The sequence below is a fragment of the Colwellia sp. BRX10-4 genome, assembly GCF_014077465.1.
GTDB lineage: Bacteria > Pseudomonadota > Gammaproteobacteria > Enterobacterales > Alteromonadaceae > Colwellia_A.
In genome coordinates this window covers 67,384-87,378 of record NZ_JACGVZ010000020.1, presented here as the reverse complement: position 1 = coordinate 87,378, position 19,995 = coordinate 67,384, and the positions used below count along the sequence as shown (strand labels likewise).

The following is a 19,995-nucleotide window of genomic DNA, read 5'->3' as shown; positions in this document are numbered from 1 at the left end:
CTCTGGCTCTGGCTCTGCAAGAATATTGTCGACAAAAACGTCATCGATTACAAGGCTTTCACTTTGAATTTCTTCAACATTCTCTGCGATCTTTTCTTCAGAAACATCAAGTGTTTCTACTGATGTTTCAACAACATCTGTAACTTCTTCAACAGCTTCTTCTTGCTGACGTCCCAAACCTAACCAGGAAAATAGACCTTTTTTCTTCGACATAACAATAAATTCTTCTCTGAACCATCATTTTGATGGCAATAGTTCACTAAACAAGGATAAAATCCTCGCTATAGTAGCACCTAAAAACAATACAAAAAACAAAAGCTGAGTAAGATATGAACAAACAACGTAAACAATCAGCAAAACCTAACAATAAAGGCAGTATTCGTATTATTGGCGGATCACACCGTGGTCGAAAACTGCCTGTTTTAATGGCAGAAGGTTTAAGACCGACCACAGATAGAGTAAAAGAAACTGTCTTTAATTGGTTAATGCCTTTTATTCAAGACAGTCTCTGTTTAGATTGCTTTGCTGGCTCTGGTGGTTTGGGTTTTGAGGCGTTATCACGAGGGGCAAGCCATGTTAGCTTCGTAGAATTAAACAAAGCGGCGGCTCAGCAATTACTTGAAAACCAACGTTTACTAAAATCGTCTAATATCTCGATAGTAAATAGCGATGTGCTGATTTTCATTGAAAAAAACATCAAAAAATTTGATATTGTTTTTATTGATCCGCCTTTTCGCAAAAATTTAGTGGAGCAAACGGCCAAACAATTAGACCAACATAGTTTGGCTGACAACGCATTAATTTATGTAGAAATGGAAAGTGAAGACAATAATCAACAGCTGCCCACTAATTGGACACTATTAAAAGAAAAAATAGCCGGACAAGTCGTTTATCGTTTATATCAAAAAATGTAAGCTTGGTTAATCGTTGGGAGTTAACTTTAAAATCCCCCCAGCTTAATATTATCAATAAAACGCTTACTGCTTAGGTTTGAGCTTTAAGTCATGAAAATCAAAGCTAAAATCAGTTGCGCGCGACACAGCTTGCATAATTACCTCGTTAATTGAACCGTCGGGATTCAGATTAAAATTAACAAAAGCATCTGCTTCCAAGGTTCTATCATCCCAACGCACAATAAATGTATTATGTTGATAATGCTCTAATACACCGTGTAGTGCGGGTGTATGACCAAACTGCATGCTTAACGCATTATTTGCATAGTTAATCGCAATATCACCGTACCAATTATCTTGATAGGTTTGTGCATAAGCTTTTAAAGGTAAAGAATGACGGGAATTTTTATCAACATTACTGGCAGCTTCTGCTAAACGATTTTTTTCTACACTTTTTCGTTGCTCACTCATCGTCTCATAAAAATCCACCCAGTCTTTTTCAGGCAAGTCTAAATATTCATTTAATATTTGATGATAAATCGCATTAAAAGCATATCCGGATTGCTGATTGGTTAAAATAACCATCGCTAAGTTTTCTTCTGGAACTAAGACAACTTTAGAGACCATACCTAGAATACCGCCACTGTGATGAACTAACTTTACACCGTGGTAATCATTTAAAAACCAACCTAGACCATAACCTGAAAAATGAGTTTTATCATTTTTTATCGCGGTAGCTGATACCGGTAATATTGTTCGCATTTGCCACATATTGTGGCTTTGAAGTTCACTAAAAAGTTTTTTGTTATCACCATAACCGCCTTCGTTTAACTGCGCTTTGAGCCATAAAGACATATCATTAACACTTGAGGCAACAGATCCCGCTGAAGAAAACTGTTCTAAGAAGTTACCGCCAACCACATTTAACTTGCCATCTAACGGAACATGAGCACGAGCAACATTTTTGTTGTTTATTGAAATCAGTGAAAACTTTGCTTTAGTATTCTTCATCCCTAACGGCTTAAAAATAGTTTCTTTAATATTTTCTTGCCAAGTTTTACCGGTAACTTTTGCGATGATCTCGCCGGCAATAACATACATTAAATTATCGTAAGCGAATTCACTGCGAAAACTTGAAACCTCGGGTAAATGCTTTATGCCTTTAATAATATCTTTGTTGGTTAACGTTGTACCAGGCCAAATCATCAGGTCGCCTGCACCTAAACCTAAACCACTGTTGTGTGATAATAAATCGAGTAAAGTAAACTCGCGAGTCACGTAAGCGTTTGGCATTTGAAACTCAGGAAGTATATCAATAACTCTTGTTTGCCATGTCAATTTCCCTTGATCCACCAAATTGGCTAGTAACGCCGCGGTCATCGCCTTAGTGTTAGAAGCAATACCAAAAAGAGTATCGCCATTAACCTTATTATTTTTACCATGTTCCGTTAAACCGAAACCTTTACTCATCACCACTTTATTATCTTTGATAATAGCAACAGCAACACCTGGTACTTGAAAAGTATTCATTGCCTTATTAATCGATTTTTCGATATTTTGATTTTTTTGTTCGAGCGTACTTGCCGGATTAGCAAAAGCTAATGAGGCAAATAGATAGGCTAGCGTCATCAAAATAGTGTGAAATAATTTCATCTTTTATCCTAATTGTTTAGTTATTCTAATAAGTAGGTTGTGCATCCTAAGTAATTTCAATACCTAAATTGGATAATCCTTCCTCAAGAACCATCGCTTTAATCTTAATACAGGTTTCTTTATTTTCAGGAGAGTCTTTTAGTGCGTAATAGAGCTCATTTTGCGTATCAAACTCCCACTCCATTAATGGGTGTTGTTCAATTTCTTTAGTCGTAATGTCACTGTCGTCATTAGCGTCTCTTTGATCAGCGATCATCAGTTCAACATAATAAGTTACGCTATTCTCTGATAATCGTGAGACAATTTCAGCGCCTTCCACCTCTTTATCTTGCATCGCCTGTAAAAGTGACATTGTTGCCATAGTTGCATCAATGGCTGGAAATACCCCAAAAAAATCAAAACCTTCTGGATCGGGAATTTGTGGCTCCAGTTTATTTATTTGTGCTTCATAATTTATTTTACAACGATTATTTTTATCAAGCCATTGCCAGATAAGCTCTAATTGATTAAGTAATACTAAAAATTCACCAAAATCTGCATGTTCAGAAAAAACTTTATAATTGGGTATCATTCGCTCTAATAATGCAGCAGAAAAAGCGATCTGTTGCCATTGACTTAAATGGGAAAAAGGAAGTTGAATAGCCACTGTACTCTCCATGGAAAAGTTTAAAAAATGAGTATATCCCAGAATATAACATTACGTTTATTTAGATATAAAAAAAGAGCCATAAGGCTCTTCTCTTAAAACTCTTAAGCGATTACGCTTCAGCAGTTTCTTTAGCAAATTGTATTTGAATAGCCGTTACTTTTTGCTCACTATCAGATAGATTGCGTAATTGAGCTAAACGATTAATTTGACCAATCGATCCTAACATCGCATGAATAGGAATAAATAGACCTCGTTTATGGAAATCTAAAACTTTAGCTTCGCTAAGTTCCTGAAGTTTTTTCTCGTTAATACCAAATAAACCAACCAGTTTTTTATTTTCACCGGTACTGAAATTAATGTGCAATTCTAATTCTTGCAATAAATCATTTTCAGCTAATTCAACCATAAATCTTTCAGTCATGGTTTCATTTTCATATAAACGGCCTAATGATTCTTGAACGTTTTTATAAAAATCGGTAACCAAACCTTCAGCATCAAACAAGGCATTATCTTTATCATCGCCTACATAGGCACTGTCTAAGTCGATATAAGTCGTTAACGTTTTTTCTTTATCTGGGTCTATACCTAAACCAAATGGCACCATAGATGCACCATGTGGTAAGTAAGTACCAGTCCAACGTTCATCTTTATAGTATAAGTTTTCGCCAGCTTCTAGTCCTAGCATAACGATACTGCGGAAGCTTGAGCCCTCAGGCTGCTTAACTAAGAAGATAGGAAAGCTGTTAGCGGCTTTAGTATATTCTGCTGCGGTAATTGGAGCAATGTGTTGCTTCTCAATATGTTCTAAGCCACGTTTAGTAGTAACTTTTAAATTCTGGTGTTGATCTTTTCTTACTGGAACGACGTTAGCCATAATAATATTCTTCTCTTTAATGCATGCGCTTTTCATTTAAAACTTTAGCGCTTATATAATGTTATAAATAGTTATGGTGTCAATAGGGGGAGCTTTCAATGGTATATAAAAAAAAATGTTATTTTTATTTAAATATTAAATCACTTTTCACTCTACACAATAAGTCCGCTATACTTTTGTAAAGAATATCAAGTAGCTAATACTTCCTTATTATCTAAATAATGTAAATTTAATGAAAAACTTACTCATCACCTTATTTTTTGCTGTATTAATATTGTTATTAACAAATATCGTCCATGCAAAGCCAAAAACAAAAACTATTTATGGCCGTAATTTAGACGGATTTGCACAGGTTAAAATAAAAAACAACACAACTGAAAGCCTTGCCTGTTACGTTGCAATCGATGGGTATAAAATTAAATTTCGATTACAGGCACTTCGTGAATCAAAATGGTACACAGCCACAGATAAAGGTTTTCAATATCGTAGCTTTAGTTCTTGGTGCGACTTCTTAACTTTATACCCCGAGTATTTAAAATATCAAACCTTCTAATTATTGATAGATGCAAATAACAAAATATATAAATCCCACTTAAATAGACCAAAAAAATAGCGCTAAGAAAATTAGCGCTAATAGGTGACTATTGACTAGGTTTTAGCATTTATCGAGCTCTGTAAAGCTTAATAAGGGCATTCGTTGAGCCATCCATATCTAGCGTTTCACTGGGGTCAGTTATTTTTGTCAGTACTTTATTACCCAGCGACTTGCCTAATTCAACCCCCCATTGGTCAAAAGAGTTCACTTTCCAAATAACCCCCTGCACAAACACTTTATGCTCATACATCGCAATTAAACTGCCAAGCACCTTAGGTGTTAACTTTTCAAATAAGAGCGTGTTACTGGGTTTATTACCCTCCATAACTTTATGTGTAGACAGCTTTTGAATCTCTGATACATCACAGTTCGCTTTTTTCATTGCCGCTTTTACTTCTTCGAGACTTTGCCCCGCCATTAAAGCCTGACTTTGACCAAAACAGTTAGACGCCAGCATATCATGATGATTACCCATCTCATGAAAAGGAAATAATGGCATCAAAAAATCAACAGGAATAGGGGTTTTGCTTTGATGAATAAGTTGATGAAACGAGTGCTGACCGTTGGTCCCTTCGCTTCCCCAAATGATTGGCCCCGTATCATAAGACATCGATTTATTATCTAGTGAAATAGATTTTCCGTTACTCTCCATATCCAGCTGTTGGATATATGCCGGTAAACCCCGTAAATAATGGTAATAAGGTAATAAGACTTGTGATTGCGCGCCATGAAAGTTTCGGTACCAAATACCTAATAACGCCAAAATAACCGGGAGATTTTTTTCAAGTGGCGCCTGGGTGAAATGTTCATCCATTTCAAACGCCCCTTGTAAAAAGTCACGATAATGCTCAAAACCTATAGCTAAGGCTAAGGGTAAGCCAATCGCAGACCACACCGAATAACGTCCTCCCACCCAATCCCACATCGGAAAAATATTATCTTTATCTATACCTAATGCTTGCGCGGCCTCAACATTAGACGACACACAGGCAAAGTGATGTTTAACGTTTTCGGTGGTGGCAGTAGCAACAAACCAATCACGTGCTGTTAGGGTATTACGCAGTGTTTCTTGGGTAGTTAAAGTTTTAGATGACGTAATAAAGAGCGTCGTTTCAGGATTAACTTTAGCAAGCACATCATGAATATGACAACCGTCAACGTTCGCAATAAAATGGACGTTTAACTGGCTTTGTTGATAAGGTTTTAGTGCCTCTGACATTATTTTAGGTCCAAGAAAAGACCCACCAATGCCAATACTAATCACATCCGTAAATGCTTTGCCGGTATAGCCTACTTTTTTACCTGATGAAATATCATTAACAAAAATCTCAAGCTTAGCCAGCGTTGTTTGTATTTGTGGCATCACATCGACACCATCAACATAGACAGCGTTCCCTGAAAAGTTACGTAACGCGGTATGTAATACCGGACGATTTTCAGTGGTATTAATCGCCGAGCCATTAAACATTTGAGCTCGCTTATCGACTAAGCCAGATGACTGTGCCAAATTCATGAGTAAATGCATGGTTTCATCAGTAACACGGTTTTTCGAATAATCGAGCATTATTCCCGCGCCAGAAAGTGAAAAATTATTAAAACGTTCCGTATCTTGCGTAAATAAATCGCGCATTTGTACTGGTACGTTTTTATTATAATGTTTAACGAGTGACTTCCACTCAGGGGTGCTTGGTAACATACCCGTTATATCCTAATTAAAAAGAGGAGACTGACTACAAAGTCACATGATAGCGCAACCTTTAGGTATCGGTCATATTTATACGAATAAATCATTAAAAATGATTAGAGAGTTGGCTTTAAATACCCTAAACATATATTAACATCTTCTATTGAGTCTATAATCACAGCAACACGTTGATGAATATGAGATGATGTGATTGTTAATATATGCTCGTGTTCAGTAAAAGCTTTAACCTAAGCCTTTTCAACAAACATGGCTAAGAGATTTTCTTCATACAACAAACGTTATTTAGCCAGTTCATGAGAATTTTTAGTGTCACTGGAGTAGCAAAAAATACCGCTATAAGAAAAAAAAGATGAACATTGCCCATCATAGTGCCATTCCAACGCATGTTATATTTTTTTAGCAAGCGCGCCTTCATTACCTAACAGTAGAGCACTAATGTAACCTGTAAAGCCCGATGAACACTGAGTAAAGTTTAACATATGGAGCGCAAACTCTGCTGCCAGTGTCGGTATTTCCAGTTTTGCGGTGGTCAGTAAACAGCAGTCTTATGTACTATCTAATGTATATAAACGCGACGGACCGTCTGATGTCAGCGCCAGCATGGTCAAGGAACCATATAAAACATAGCTTACACATACTTGCTCTGCCCCTTGTTGAGCAAATTGTAATTTACTGGTTACGAGAACGTCATCTTTGGCGAGATATATGGTAAATATAGAGCCTGTTTGACAATTGATATCGATAACTATTTGTAATAGTTTTCTATTATATAATTATACTGAGCATTGATTTACCCCAAACCAATAATCTGGGGCCAATGCAAGTACTTTTAAGTATTTTACCAGTGGTAGGTAGCACTAATAGTGTATTGTTCTCCGCGTCCGGGAGTACCTGGCACTTCTTCAAAAGATTCATCCCAAAGATTATCTGCTGCAAATACAATATCCAAACCTTTAAACTGCGCAGGAGAAATTTTTACTGTAAAGTGGGTAAATAAAGCATCGTCATCACCGTTTCTAAGCATATTTTCTTCTTGTTTACGCCACTCGTTATCAACACGAATTTCAACGATGTCGGTTGGGTACCAGATCACCCCTAATGTTACGCGGTGATCTGGGTAATTCAAAGCATAAAAGCTAGCATCGATATCTGTAGTACCATAATTTTCAGATTTATCAAAGAAGGTATAGCTGGTGATGATTTCTGCATGCTCAAAACGCTTTACTGCCAGTAGTTCTAGACCTAGCGTATCGATATCGACCGGATTTGCAGAACGAGCAGAGGTTGAACTCAAACTATAGGTCCAATCAGTTAAATCATGATCTTGTCGATAAAAAATAGCTGTATTAAGACGCCAAGTTTCTCGATCTAATGCCAAACCTAATTCAATGTTTTTAGTGGTTTCTCGCTTAAGATCATAGTTACTTCTAAACAATCCCCCCGCATTACTCCCTCCTATAGCGGTATAACCTGCCACTTGACTCGCTTCTGCATAAGAGAAATAAAGTGTTTGTGAACTGTCATCAGCATTAATGATATTCCATGTTATATCACCAATTAGTGACACTTGTGAATCGTCACGGTTAGTGTCGTCAAAAGCAGCACCAAGACGAAAAGTTAACTGTTGATCCTCTTGTAGATCCATTCGATATTCAGGCAAAACACTGAGTTTGTAATAATGGCGAGAGGTAAAGTTATTTTCAAGCGTCGTTGATTCAATTTTGTCTGCTATAAACTGGCTTGAGTAATTGAGGGCAAATGATGCTGTTTGTGCATGGCGACCAGAAACTGCTATCGACTTAACCTCAGTTTCATGAAACGCTTGAAATACATTAGGATTTTCACGCGAAAAAACATAATGGTCGTTGTTACGACGAAAATAAGTGGAAATTTCAAAGCTGCTGTCTTGTGCATACTGCTGTTGATGATTAAGTATTAATAATCGTGTTTTAATGTCTTCAGTTTCATTAACATTAAATGGCGTGTACATATTTGGCCAGCCAAAAAACTTTTCTTGAGAGCCAAAAAATAGATCAGTCTGTGATGATGGTCCAACTAACTGAATACGAGCAGAAGCACGTTGAAAATCGTGGTCGCCATTATCTATTGTACCGTCACTTTCAGAGCGAGAGTATTCAGCTTCAACCCCGATAGTCCAATCGGTATAATCAGCCAATGCCACACTAACGCCACTGTGTACGCGTTGTAGATTAAAGTTATTGTTACCAGCACCAATTGAAACACTACCTGCAGTTTTAATCCCTGTCCAGTCTCGCGAAACAGTGCCTACCGAGCTGTTAACACCGAGTAGAGCATTATCTGCACCGGTGAGTATATTAGCATTAGATAACATTTCCTGAGCAATAGGAATTTCGGCAAAGTAATGTCCAGTTTGCGGATCAAATAAGGTCGCACTGCCCACCCTAAAGCCAGTATTTTCGAAAATACCACCACGTATAGTTACATCGGCTTGAGCTTCTGCCATATTTCGCGACTGTAGGTCAACGCGCGGATCATATTCTAGATTTGAAACTGGCGAACCAAAGGTCCCCACAGGTTTAGTATTAGCCGTGGTTGAAGCCTCAATCGTAATTCGCTCAATATTATCACTTAATTTTTTACTTACATCGTTGCTTACATCATGAGTATCGTTGGCTACCGATGAAAAGCTTGATAGGTTAAATAATAAAAAGAACAAAGCAATTGGTACAACTCTAATCATGTTAATCTTCTCTAATTATACTGTTTATCTTTAAGTAAAAACGATTTTATATATTCCCCAACTCATCCAAACGAAAATAACGTAAGATAATGTTGAGGTTTATTTGAAAGGTAGTAATCGTTACGTGAATCAATATTATATCTTAGCGAGTAAAATATTACACATGGTAACCATACCCAAATTATAACGGTTTACAACTGGATACATAACAATCATATTTATAACAAACAGAGTAGTAAAAACATATTACTAGCAATTACAGTCATCAATAGCATAATACATAAAACTTAATTCACCTCTTACTAAAGGCTAACAATTGATAAAAACACAACAATATAATAAGCAGGCTAAGAGGACGCAAGAAATTATTTATTTTGCCGGTGGTTGCCTTTGGGGTGTACAAGAATTTATGAAGTACTTACCTGGAGTGTTTACCACAGAAGCAGGTCGAGCTAATGGCTTAACCAATTCTACCAAAAGTAGTTATGATGGCTATGCAGAGTGTGTGAAAGTAACCTTTTACCCAAACGCTGTTAATCTTGATAAACTAATAGATTACTTTTTTGAAATTATTGACCCTTACAGTGTCAATAAGCAAGCCGAAGATATTGGCAAAAAATACCGTACCGGCATATACAGTGAACATAGTAGTCACCTCAACACGGCTATTGAGTATATTACCCGTCACAACAATGCAAAGAAAATGGTGGTTGAAGTGTTGCCGCTGCTCAATTATGTGAAAAGCGATAAAGAACACCAAGAAAGGTTAACTCGCTTTCCTAATGATTATTGTCATATTCCTAAGGATATATTACATAAATACAAAGGTGCTAACAAACTGCCTTATGCCAATATTTAGCTATCCAGACAAAGTGATACATTGCTTTATCAGCCATTATTGGTTCCTGAAAACAATAAACTGATCCTAGCGATAAGATCTGAGAAAGCTCATCTATTGCTGTTCGTGACTCAATAACCAATTGTGGGTCTCCTAAATCATCTATCCGCAATCTATCGCGGTAATGGGCTATGTCGCAAGCTCAACACCCGCTGATGTAGCTGCTGCTCGAACCCGAGACTTCCACCCTTATCATGGGTGTTTTACCTATACACTTACTAACTTCCTTGGTAAATTATTCTGATCTAGCGATAAAATACTGACACTCAACATGATACCCGTATAAGAAGTTAATATGAGCCGCAATAAACTCCTACATTACCAGCAAACCTCTGTCGATAAGGTCTTTGAAAAAGAAACAGCGCTTATTGCTCAAATCCAAACTGGTGAGCTCAAGCAGTGCTTAATGCTTTGGCAAGCTAAAGAAGCTACTTTGGTATTACCTGCAGGTAAGAAATGGCCAAAATCAGAGGCACTTAAAGCGGGTTTGCTAGCCAATGAATGGCTGTTAAATTCACGTAAAACCGGTGGTGCCCCAGTGCCGCAATGTCCAGGTATTATAAATTTATCTCACCTTTATCTTTGGTCAAAAGATACACCGTATTCAATTCCTCAAGCTTACGACAACCTATGTACAGTGTTACATGGTTTTTTTCATCAATTTAACTTGGTTAGCAAAGCACATGCGACAAAGTTCTCTTACTGTGATGGTGATTACAATATTAATATTAACGGTAAAAAAATAGTGGGTACAGCGCAGCGGGTGATATTAAAAAAAGGGGGTGGCAAGATAGTGTTAGCACAAGCCTTTATTCTTATTGACGTGTTATTAGATGAGATTATAAAACCGGTTAACTTATGTTATCAACTATCGGATAAAACGGAGCGTGTACAAGCGCAGGTGCATACTGCACTTTTTGAACATATTACAGAGCGACCTCCTATTATTCAGCTGTATCAGCAGTTAACTCAGGCTTTTGTTGATAGTGATTTATATTCATAAACAGCTATTCATAATAAAGTTATATACCGAGATCAATGAAGATACAGCGATTTCAAACAATAGCTTGATTTTAATGATAGTGAGATCATCATAGTTGCATGAAATTGATTAATCTTACCCAAGGTTAAAATGACGAACAAGATATCCTACACAATAGTACAAGTGATGGAAGCATTCTCGACAAGATTAAAGCGTTATTAATGTGCTCTAAAGATTGACCACCACGAATGATAGCACAAGCGTTGCGCTTCCATAAAACAACGATTATTCTTCATATCAATAACTATACTGAAAAAAGATAAATTGAAGCCTGACAATAGTCAGGATCAAGGATATTTTTCAATCGTTCAATGTAAAGCCTTTTTTAACATTTACATGAACATACCTATCGTTATGCCTACCAAATAACTCACTATATTGAAGAGACTTTTAATGTATGTTTTAGAACTTTCGGTTTGAATAAATAGCTGCATTAATACGACTATAGCTATAAACAACACAAAGGTGTTCTACATAAATTTGACGAAGATAAACAAGCTAAATTTATTAAAGCACATAAAGCACTTAAAGAAAATGTAGGTGACGATATTATTGTTACATGGACCTGAACCTAAGTTACCTAAGCAATTAGCAGTAGGAGTAAAAGTAACAGAGGATGTTCATACCTTATATGCCCTTCATTTCATACGTCGATAGTTATCATTGAGTTGTTGATAAGCATTAATTACCTTCACGCACCGCCAAAGAGGAGTATGTATCCGCGTATTAAACTGAGTTAAAAAGAACTACTGAACACAGCCAGGGATAAGTTTGGTTTACTGGCTAAAAATCCCCTAAATAAGTGAAAAAATGTACCGTATGGGAGGAAATAACATTAAACTACAAATAATAATTATGCTGGAAAGTTTCAGAGGAAAATCAACGCATACCATCACCCTATAGATGAGTTAAATTTCTCATAGGTGCAGACCTCACGTAGTTTCTTCATTGTGAGCTTTGTTGACAGCCGTTTTAAATAGAAAATCATCACAGCAGTGATTTCGATACGGATGATCTACAAACCTTTACTATGTGATCATAAACTCTATGGCACAAGGCCCCATACCACCTTAGAATATATACTTTAAGTCGCAATCGAGCCGATATAGAAACATTAAATTTAATACATAAGAAGTCAAGTAAATGAGTATTAATATAATGTCCACTTTAGATATTTCAAATCAAATTTAAGTATTTATTTTTCAAATTTCAAGATAAAAATTTAGAACACTTCATTATCTAATGTAGGGTATATTTTGTCGGATCAGTTACCGTTAGGTAATCTAAGCGTAACGTCCGCTATCGTATTTTTACTGACGATAACTGCTGGTTATTATTTGGGTCAACAAATAGCCCTGGCTATGTGAAAACTATTTTGAACTTGCGTAATTTGGAAATATCAACAAATAAGGCTCTGTAGATTTGAATCTGTAGTAAGTTTGGTGTCAAACTACCTTTGAATTTACGTAACGTTGCATAAAAATTCTACGCTGAGAGTTTTGACGCAGCCTAATCCAAAAGTGAACATAAATTTTTGAGATTTTATCGGCAGATTAGAGCCTTAAGCCGACCTTTTCTTTTGCTATAAATCACCTAAATAAAATGCATACTGCAATCTCATTGCAGACGCTGGGCTTTCATCAACACTAACTATTGCAGCCATAGTCTATTGTTATGTTTTTTAGCCTAAAAATATATAAGTGCTATCAATAATGAATTGACTATAATATAACCTAAATTGAATAAGGTTTTCCAAAAGTAGGAATAATTACTTTTAGAGGATCCATATTTAATCTCTTAATTTCTTCATTAAGAGACTCAATTGGATCATTATATCCCTCATCAGTTAACTTAAAAGTCCCAAAGTGAATACCGATCATTTTCTTACTTTCTAAGTCTCTAAATGCTTGAAGAGAGTCCTTTGGGTTAAGGTGGGCATATTTCATGAACCATCTAGGTTCATACGCTCCAATTGGAATCAAAGAAAGATCCGGTGCACCGAGTTTATCTTTAATTTTTTTAAAGAATTTCCCGTATCCGGTGTCTCCTGCAAAGTATATCTTATAATTATTTTCAATATAAAACCCACCCCAAAGCATTTCTCTTTTATCGAATAGACCTCTGGCTGACCAATGCTGGGAAGGAACAAAAGTAATCTTAGTATTATTAGCTGTTATATTTTGCCACCAATCCAGATCGACACCGGCTTCAATTCCATTCTTTTTTAAAAATGACTTTGTTTTAAGTCCTGCAACGAATTTGGGAGCATCTCTCTCATTTAATCGCTTGAGCGTATCAAGATCTAGATGGTCATAATGATTATGAGATATAAGAACGATATCTATTGAAGGCAGATCATCGAAGGCAATACCGGGCTTAACGACTCTTTTGGGTCCAGCAAATTGAACAGGTGAAGCTCTGAGTGAATAATGAGGATCTGTTAGTATGTTTAAATTATCAATCTGAATAAGAACTGATGCATGGCTGATTACAGTAATTATTGGCTTTACCGATCTTTGGCTAGAAGGTTTAAACTGTTTGGAGTAAATTTCATCTGGCCAAGGGGTAGACTCACTTATAGCCTTAATTTTCCAACTGAGTAGGTCAAATATACTTTTATCGTCAAAAGGCTCAATGTTATCAAATTTAACACCGTCAAAAGGGGCGTTAGTCTTTGCATAAGGTTGAGATACACAGGAAGATAGGAAAATGGTAAATATTAACGCTGAGAGTTTTTTCATTTAGCTTGCTCATTTTTCTTAGTATTTATTTCTTCTTGGCACAAAGATTTCATACGATCACGAACTAAAAAAGTTTACACACTTAACTATAAAATAACAGCTAGAAGCGTTTAAATTCGCTAGTTATTGATGTTAATGTCCGCTTTTGTATCAAAGTGATCATTATAATGGATGATTTATATTGGTAAATTTAGACCGTTTTTTCGCAACTACTGCCCTTAGAGTTATACTTTAGAAATTAACTATTTCAAAGTTTAATTAAAATTTTTGAAAAGTATTTTCGGTGTTCAAACGTAATGATTCCGGTTTCCATCTTTATTTAGAAGGTTTTAACAGTCCCAATTCGTGTTTATCAGCGTTTATGCTTTAACTAAACTAGATGAAATGCCCTAAAGTTCAGCTTAAAGCTAATAAAAAAGCAATTACTCTTAAGAATAATTGCTTCTAGTTTCGTATTTTATTTCGAATTTCGTACTTTATTTCACTGGTACAACATTTATACTGTGGGTTCTAAATAAAGTAGGAAACACCTTCCTCTTCTAAGCCTATTTTTATCGTTAAGCTAAAATAGGCTTTTTTAAATAAAGATCGAAACAAACTTGCCACCCAACTTTTTTACGTTCAAAAACCAGCTAAATACCTCTAAATAAAGTTGGAAACGAAAAAATCACTAATATTCACTCATAATCACTAAACAATCACTTCTCTATCATCGTCATTATTTAACGACCCCCCGTATAGTTTCTCCTGTTCATTCAACAGGAGAAAATTATGAATAATCAACAAAACAAACATAAGTCAAACCAAGCTAATTCGAATAAAGGTACAACAGGAACAAACAACGAGCATCAAAAAGCACTTGATAATCGTTCGAATCAGCGTAACCCAAATAACCCACTCTTTAATAAAACAAATAAGGATAACTAAAATGATTGACACAGATGATATGTCTCAGGAAGAATTAGATACATGGTCAGATATTAACAACGATAATAACGATGCTAATATGGATGATTGGGCAAATGAACATAATCCAAATAACGATAGTTATATTGGTGATTAGCTTTAAATAAAGGAGAGTTATCGCTCTCCTTTAATCCATTAACTAGAAAGGGATTTAAATTGGATAAAGAATATAAATATACTAAGAAGCTTTTAAAAGTAGCCATTGAAGAGAATGGATATCGAAATAAAGACATAGCTGTAAAAGCGGGCTTAAGTGAAAAATCCGTAGCTCAAGTATCAAAATGGCGTAATGGAAGAGCCACCGCTACAGAACGTCAAATGAATTACTTCATAAGTAATTATGAATATTTGCTAAAGCCCAAAATAGAACACCTTTTTTATACATTTACGGGGGCAAACCACCAATCCTCTGTTCAGAAGCCTACTTATAAAAAAATAACTGGCGAAGTCATATTCAAGCATCAATTAGCAATACGCCTAAATTCAAAAAACAACCTTTCCATATGTCGTTTGATAATTATTACGCATAATAATCAGTATTATTTCGTTGAACAAATTAGGGCCGGACTGCTATTACCAGAAGATTCTCATCATGTAAATGGGGATAGACAAGTAGCTCGTTCCTGCAATGAAGAAGCAAACTGGGTGGTAGCAGAAAAGATTAAAAGTAATTTAAATATAGATGAGCTAATTGTTGCTGTTAATGAATACTGCCAGAAGCTTCAATATGGAGAACCAAACCTTAAAAGACAGGGTATTAGAGCATTACCAGACCAGGATATAAACGCTCTAGAATATTCATTTTACCAAAAGCTTATGAAGTTAAACTTGCATAGTGAACTACTTCCCTTTTAAACTGATTCAAACCCAATAGTATGTTGAGAGCTAATCTCAATAACTAGAGCTGTTCGTCAGCTCATATTCAAAAAACGAGGCATATGCCGCGCCACCCTATTAAGGGGTCGCGTACCGTTTTTTCCGGTGCTTTGTAACTTGTCGTCGACTAGGTGAAACAGCTGAGGCCAAGTAACCGAAACAGTTCAAAGCAATAAGGGCTAGGGGTGGGTGCGTTCGAACCATCATATTTTTATATGATCGTTCGGACGCGATTTTCTATATAATTATCATTAAGAATATGGCTACTTAGTATTCAAACGTTGCTCTCTCATTTGTCCTAACCTCCACTTATTAGCTTGTGTTGATAAGTTTTAGCTTTCATATGGAACTATGGATATTGCACCAATGAGCTCTGTACCATTAGCTAGCAAAATCCCGAAAGTATCCTCTATATCTATACCAGCTCTTTCACATTGTACTTTCCTTAACCAACCCTCACTTGCTAAATTTTCAAAGAAAGGTGGAAGTTCATCCCATTCAAATGGTCCTGTTGTTAACGGGAATCGATAACCGATAGGTGAGCCATCTTTTAGGTACCTCTCATCGTATTGAAAAACAACACGCTGATTTTTACCTTTTTTGAATTCAGATAATATTCCAGCGAATCTGCCGTTAACGAGGATTTTTGCTTCTCTCTTTAGTGAACCTTCAGGCACAATTTTCATTAAGCATACCCCCCTAGGCTAATATGCTCTATATACTTCAACACATTGCGATACTCACCACATTCGACTGCCTGCAAAGGAGTCATTCCTAATGCAGGGGGGACTTCACTTTTATACCAGTTAAGCGCATCTTCAGTTGAATCTACCCACTCCAATATCAAAATCAATATGTACTCTTTTTGCATTTTTTTATCTAAGGCTGTATTGGGCATTTGAAACTGACTATTAAGATATTCAGCAACAGTTAGTAACCCATTTTCATTGTCAGCTAGAATTACCATCAATGCTGTTTCACCACCAAAAGCGTCGTTGCTCTTATTAATCCATACACGTGATTGTTCACGGTTAGGCAATAATATTTCAAGGTATTTATAAATCTTAAGAACGAGCGAGATTCGAGCTACCATTTCACTTGATAGCGATGAAACATTCATTTCCTTCAAGTCATCACTACTTAAATCGGTTTTTATACCAATGAGTGATATTTGGTGTTCGCTTTCAACTCCCCACTGGTCCATGATATTCCAAAATGCAGACAACGCCACGCTCGATACTTCTTTAAGGCTGTACTCTGACATCGATTTTTCTTTACTAATCATTAGTTGCTCCTACTTAATAAAGCTTCATTAAATTAACCCATGCGATTCGCAGAACTTTCGGGTTACATCTGTCATTCTCTCTTCACTTAATCCAGCGCTGCGAAGTAACTGCCAAGAAGGGAGGTTCGATTCATAAATCATTGCTCTAACCAATCTGCGTATTTGATACTCTGTCACTGTTTCTTGATAGGCATTAAGAAACCTACTTGTAAGTGGCAGTTTGCTAAGGTTCTTCCCAATAGTTGCATTACTCGGTAGCTGTTGTAGAAACCATAACTTTGAGTGGCGCGGCAAGGTAAGATCACTTTCAGCTTGATTACGTATCTTAATTAACAGCTTTGTTGATGTGATATCTCGCCGGCGCCAGTTGACGCGATTCGTAGAGTTATCAATAGGGCGCTGATAGCGTTTATTTAGCCTAATAAGCCAATTGTGTTGGTTACGGTAAAGCCACATATATAACCCGCCCGCCTTACTTGTTCGCGCTATTTTAGTGCCAAGCTTTTTGACTAACTTTAACCACTTACACTTGGCTTTTCGAATAACAGCCTGAGAAGTTTTTTTGGGTGGCCCCTTTTGAACTAGGGCTTTAGTTACTTTAATTTCACTAACTTCACAAAGTACGTCGTTGATATCCCATTTTCCGTCATGCAGTGCATGTAAAACTACAATATGCTCTAGGTACGAAAAGGATTTTCGGTGTTTACGGGTTATGCCATGTAACCAACTGCAGTGGGTATCAATTGGCCATAAGTTGTATTGTTGAAGCCATGCTTCTGTCCAATAATTTAATACCTTTTCCATTACCGCTTCGAAACAACAATATTGTCCCTTTTCACAATGAGATTGATGAATTAAATCATGATAGTACCAAGTCCATTGCTCATATTTAGGTGAAGCCCGCTCAGGGCCATTTAAGAGTGCTTGAATAAAAGGAGTGAGTCGTTTATCAAGTTCATTACAACTAAGCCTAGGTTGCTGGGTTTGGTGGACTGTAGATGCTCGGTAATACTCATGACGATGCCGCTTGTGATTAAAATCGCTGACGTCTTCAAGAATACAATTATGCTTGGTACAGGTGACTAGACCTGCAACTTGATGGATCCGCTGCCAATAGGCTTCGCCAAGTGAATTAGTCTGCTCAGAAATACACATTGGGCAATAACGTATTGACTGCAGCTTGGGTAAACGACCTGCAGCCCATCCACTCATTAGGTGCGTACCGCCATTAGATTTTTCTTTCATCCATTCAAAACACTTATCTTTTCTTTCTTGTGTAATGAAAGGCGCGAATAAAGGAAATAATGTGTGCTGGCAAATCAAATCTTGCGATGAAATTTTACTAAGAAAAAAAAGCTTAGAGAGTTCATCTAAATGGGAAGGGAAGTCTAACGTTGCAATAGCACAACGGTTTTTTAATGTTTGCTCTAGCCACGTTTTGTGACTAAAGCTACAAAAATGCGCGCTTGCGCGCGCTAATATGCTGTAAGTAAGCTCATCTTCATAAGGGTATGGGAAGTTGAGCATGCGGTTTACCACTCACTAAAATAATCATCGTCAGCATCATTTTTACATTTTGATGCTTCACTCAAGGTTGACTCTATTTCCTGCCTATCCTCATCTGTAACCTTACGCTTTTTAACGCGTTTATTGAGCTCCTTTGAGTTAATCACTTCTTTCTCGTGCTCTTTCAACCATTCAGTCGCTTTTTCCAAAACAACTTTAATCGACACATCAGGAAAGCTTGTAACTATTCGAGCTGCCGCTTCCTTAGCGATATCGACTTTTACTTTCTGATCGACTAAAAAATTCAGCACGCGAGATTGTATGGATTTGTCACCCCTTGTTTTACGGTGTTCAGCTTCCTTTTGAAAGCTGAACATTAACGAGTCTACAGAAGGCAAGGACAAGCCTTCATACGATCTCAATGCGAGCGTATCTTGCCTCTTCAATACATCCATTTGAGTACGAACTAAACCAAACTCTTTTTTCTCTACTCGTTTGAGCAATTGCACTGTAATTTTTTCTTTTTGTGAATACAACGCGGTCAATTGAGTCGCAACAAAAAGACTAACAGCCAGTTTAGGTATGCCTTGTGATAATTCATACAAGGCCTCACAAAAGTCATTTGGCACGGTCTTTTCTCGTGAAGTCAAAACTTGATACTCCCATAAAGCCGAGACAAAGCTGTCCCAATTCTCCATTGAATGTACATACTTATCACCTTGTAACTTCACTAACGGTAAAAGCTTCCAATCGAGTGAACCCGTTCCCAACACATCAAAGGTTATTTTTGCATGACTCTTGAACAATCCTTCAGATTCATTGCTCCCACTAAGGACTATCGGAAGACCAGTAGACTCAGATAGCTCAACAATCTTTCGAATCAATTGTTGCGGCGATTTCACCGAAAATAAATTTTCGATATCATCGATGACAAGTATTCCAACATGGAATCGTTCAACCGCGCACTTAAGTGCATAGAACAATTCATGTTCATTTCGAGTACGAAATACGCTTGTCATCACATCCGTTTTCGTTGCTCTTTGCATGCTTTCAAAAAAGCTATAACAGAACGACTTCACAGTTGGATCAACTGGGCACCTCATTTCAAGATGAACCACTTGGGCTTTGTTATGCTCTTTATGAACAATGACTTGTTCATACATATTAGCGACCCGTAACACAGCCTGAGTTTTCCCTTCACCGACAGGGCCTTTTACAAACAAAATATTTGGATTAGCTCTTTGAGTTTTCATGCTAGGCACATCTGTAATAGCTCGCTTGCTATAGCCTTGACGAATCATCAAGTCATATTTATAAGCTAGCTCAAAGTGTTGCTCTGTTGGGAAGAAGAAATCTTCGATGGCCATACTTAGCAAATGCGCTCTTTCATGAGCAGATAAGGCACTGTTATTCATGATCTCTGTTTGAAGCGGCACCAGACGATTAAAAATATCTGTGGCGCTGCATAATGTGGGAAGGGCTTCAATTAGCTCATTCCCTTGGTAAGCCTGAAGTTGGCTTTTTTGATATTGAGCAGCAGGTAAGTGCTGATTCTGATTGTCGAGTTCTTGCAAAAAATTTAATTGCATA

The 19,995-nt window shown here is 36.8% G+C and carries 18 protein-coding genes and 2 pseudogenes; 7 read left to right on the top strand and 13 right to left on the bottom strand.

Annotated elements, in window-relative coordinates; translation table 11 throughout:
• Positions 1-213: pseudogene (locus tag H4J67_RS14980) on the bottom strand (hypothetical protein); the annotation flags it as partial.
• A gap of 116 nt (positions 214-329) precedes the next feature.
• On the opposite strand from H4J67_RS14980, the gene rsmD reads away from it, so the two are divergent.
• Complete coding sequence (rsmD, locus tag H4J67_RS14975; protein ID WP_182175923.1) at positions 330-914, top strand: 16S rRNA (guanine(966)-N(2))-methyltransferase RsmD; 585 nt, start codon at positions 330-332, stop codon at positions 912-914.
• A 63-nt stretch (positions 915-977) separates the two neighbouring features.
• Here the strand turns inward: rsmD and H4J67_RS14970 are convergent, their stop codons facing one another.
• The 3 genes from H4J67_RS14970 to H4J67_RS14960 all read right to left on the bottom strand — a co-directional run bounded on the left by H4J67_RS14970 (position 978) and on the right by H4J67_RS14960 (position 4,105).
• Positions 978-2,546 (bottom strand): serine hydrolase, encoded by a 1,569-nt coding sequence (locus H4J67_RS14970; RefSeq protein ID WP_182204184.1) that lies wholly within the window; start codon positions 2,544-2,546, stop codon positions 978-980.
• A gap of 46 nt (positions 2,547-2,592) precedes the next feature.
• Complete coding sequence (locus tag H4J67_RS14965) at positions 2,593-3,192, bottom strand: YjaG family protein (RefSeq protein ID WP_182175921.1); 600 nt, start codon at positions 3,190-3,192, stop codon at positions 2,593-2,595.
• A 112-nt stretch (positions 3,193-3,304) separates the two neighbouring features.
• The gene (locus tag H4J67_RS14960; protein ID WP_259368627.1) at positions 3,305-4,105 is read right to left on the bottom strand and encodes a SapC family protein; all 801 of its coding nucleotides are present in this window, start codon (positions 4,103-4,105) and stop codon (positions 3,305-3,307) included.
• 196 nt (positions 4,106-4,301) lie between these two features.
• Here H4J67_RS14960 and H4J67_RS14955 point away from each other — a divergent pair, with 196 nt between their 5' ends.
• Positions 4,302-4,622, top strand: a complete 321-nt coding sequence (locus tag H4J67_RS14955; protein ID WP_182175920.1) for a hypothetical protein — start codon at positions 4,302-4,304, stop codon at positions 4,620-4,622.
• Positions 4,623-4,731: 109 nt separating this feature from the next.
• Here the strand turns inward: H4J67_RS14955 and pgi are convergent, their stop codons facing one another.
• From pgi to H4J67_RS14940, 3 genes are all read right to left on the bottom strand, one after another.
• Positions 4,732-6,360 carry a glucose-6-phosphate isomerase gene (pgi, locus tag H4J67_RS14950; protein WP_182204183.1) on the bottom strand — a complete coding sequence of 543 codons (1,629 nt, stop codon included), beginning with the start codon at positions 6,358-6,360 and terminating at the stop codon, positions 4,732-4,734.
• 554 nt (positions 6,361-6,914) lie between these two features.
• Complete coding sequence (locus tag H4J67_RS21280; protein ID WP_404842799.1) at positions 6,915-7,106, bottom strand: hypothetical protein; 192 nt, start codon at positions 7,104-7,106, stop codon at positions 6,915-6,917.
• Between the two features lie 101 nt (positions 7,107-7,207).
• Positions 7,208-9,091 carry a TonB-dependent siderophore receptor gene (locus H4J67_RS14940; RefSeq protein ID WP_182175918.1) on the bottom strand — a complete coding sequence of 628 codons (1,884 nt, stop codon included), beginning with the start codon at positions 9,089-9,091 and terminating at the stop codon, positions 7,208-7,210.
• A 319-nt stretch (positions 9,092-9,410) separates the two neighbouring features.
• On the opposite strand from H4J67_RS14940, the gene H4J67_RS14935 reads away from it, so the two are divergent.
• On the top strand, positions 9,411-9,950 hold the full coding sequence (locus H4J67_RS14935) for a peptide-methionine (S)-S-oxide reductase (RefSeq protein ID WP_182204191.1): 540 nt from the start codon (positions 9,411-9,413) through the stop codon (positions 9,948-9,950).
• A 46-nt stretch (positions 9,951-9,996) separates the two neighbouring features.
• On the opposite strand, the pseudogene H4J67_RS20780 reads toward H4J67_RS14935, so the two are convergent.
• Positions 9,997-10,116 (bottom strand): annotated as a pseudogene (locus H4J67_RS20780) (N-succinylarginine dihydrolase); the annotation flags it as partial.
• Between the two features lie 168 nt (positions 10,117-10,284).
• Here H4J67_RS20780 and H4J67_RS14925 point away from each other — a divergent pair.
• The gene (locus tag H4J67_RS14925) at positions 10,285-10,992 is read left to right on the top strand and encodes a lipoyl protein ligase domain-containing protein (RefSeq protein ID WP_182175917.1); all 708 of its coding nucleotides are present in this window, start codon (positions 10,285-10,287) and stop codon (positions 10,990-10,992) included.
• Between the two features lie 1,772 nt (positions 10,993-12,764).
• On the opposite strand, the gene H4J67_RS14920 is transcribed toward H4J67_RS14925, so the two are convergent.
• Positions 12,765-13,772 (bottom strand): MBL fold metallo-hydrolase, encoded by a 1,008-nt coding sequence (locus tag H4J67_RS14920; RefSeq protein WP_182204182.1) that lies wholly within the window; start codon positions 13,770-13,772, stop codon positions 12,765-12,767.
• 771 nt (positions 13,773-14,543) lie between these two features.
• On the opposite strand from H4J67_RS14920, the gene H4J67_RS14915 reads away from it, so the two are divergent.
• Genes H4J67_RS14915 through H4J67_RS14910 form a run of 3 tightly spaced genes read left to right on the top strand, consistent with a single transcriptional unit; the run spans position 14,544 to position 15,593 of the window.
• Entirely contained in the window at positions 14,544-14,699 is a 156-nt protein-coding gene (locus H4J67_RS14915; RefSeq protein WP_182204181.1) for an alpha-amylase, read from the top strand.
• Position 14,700: 1 nt separating this feature from the next.
• A complete protein-coding gene (locus H4J67_RS20775) occupies positions 14,701-14,835 on the top strand; it encodes a hypothetical protein (protein WP_259368626.1) in 135 nt (44 codons plus the stop codon).
• 59 nt (positions 14,836-14,894) lie between these two features.
• Positions 14,895-15,593 carry a hypothetical protein gene (locus H4J67_RS14910; RefSeq protein ID WP_182204179.1) on the top strand — a complete coding sequence of 233 codons (699 nt, stop codon included), beginning with the start codon at positions 14,895-14,897 and terminating at the stop codon, positions 15,591-15,593.
• A 353-nt stretch (positions 15,594-15,946) separates the two neighbouring features.
• On the opposite strand, the gene H4J67_RS14905 is transcribed toward H4J67_RS14910, so the two are convergent.
• From H4J67_RS14905 to H4J67_RS14890, 4 genes are read right to left on the bottom strand one after another with little or no spacing between them, the layout of a single operon-like run.
• Positions 15,947-16,300 (bottom strand): HipA N-terminal domain-containing protein, encoded by a 354-nt coding sequence (locus H4J67_RS14905; RefSeq protein ID WP_182204177.1) that lies wholly within the window; start codon positions 16,298-16,300, stop codon positions 15,947-15,949.
• Positions 16,300-16,899 carry an MbcA/ParS/Xre antitoxin family protein gene (locus tag H4J67_RS14900; RefSeq protein ID WP_182204175.1) on the bottom strand — a complete coding sequence of 200 codons (600 nt, stop codon included), beginning with the start codon at positions 16,897-16,899 and terminating at the stop codon, positions 16,300-16,302. The genes H4J67_RS14905 and H4J67_RS14900 overlap by 1 nt, the downstream gene beginning before the upstream one ends.
• 27 nt (positions 16,900-16,926) lie before the next feature.
• Entirely contained in the window at positions 16,927-18,426 is a 1,500-nt protein-coding gene (locus tag H4J67_RS14895; RefSeq protein ID WP_182204173.1) for a TnsD family Tn7-like transposition protein, read from the bottom strand.
• A gap of 5 nt (positions 18,427-18,431) precedes the next feature.
• Entirely contained in the window at positions 18,432-19,994 is a 1,563-nt protein-coding gene (locus tag H4J67_RS14890; RefSeq protein WP_182204171.1) for an ATP-binding protein, read from the bottom strand.
• Position 19,995: the final 1 nt, after the last annotated feature.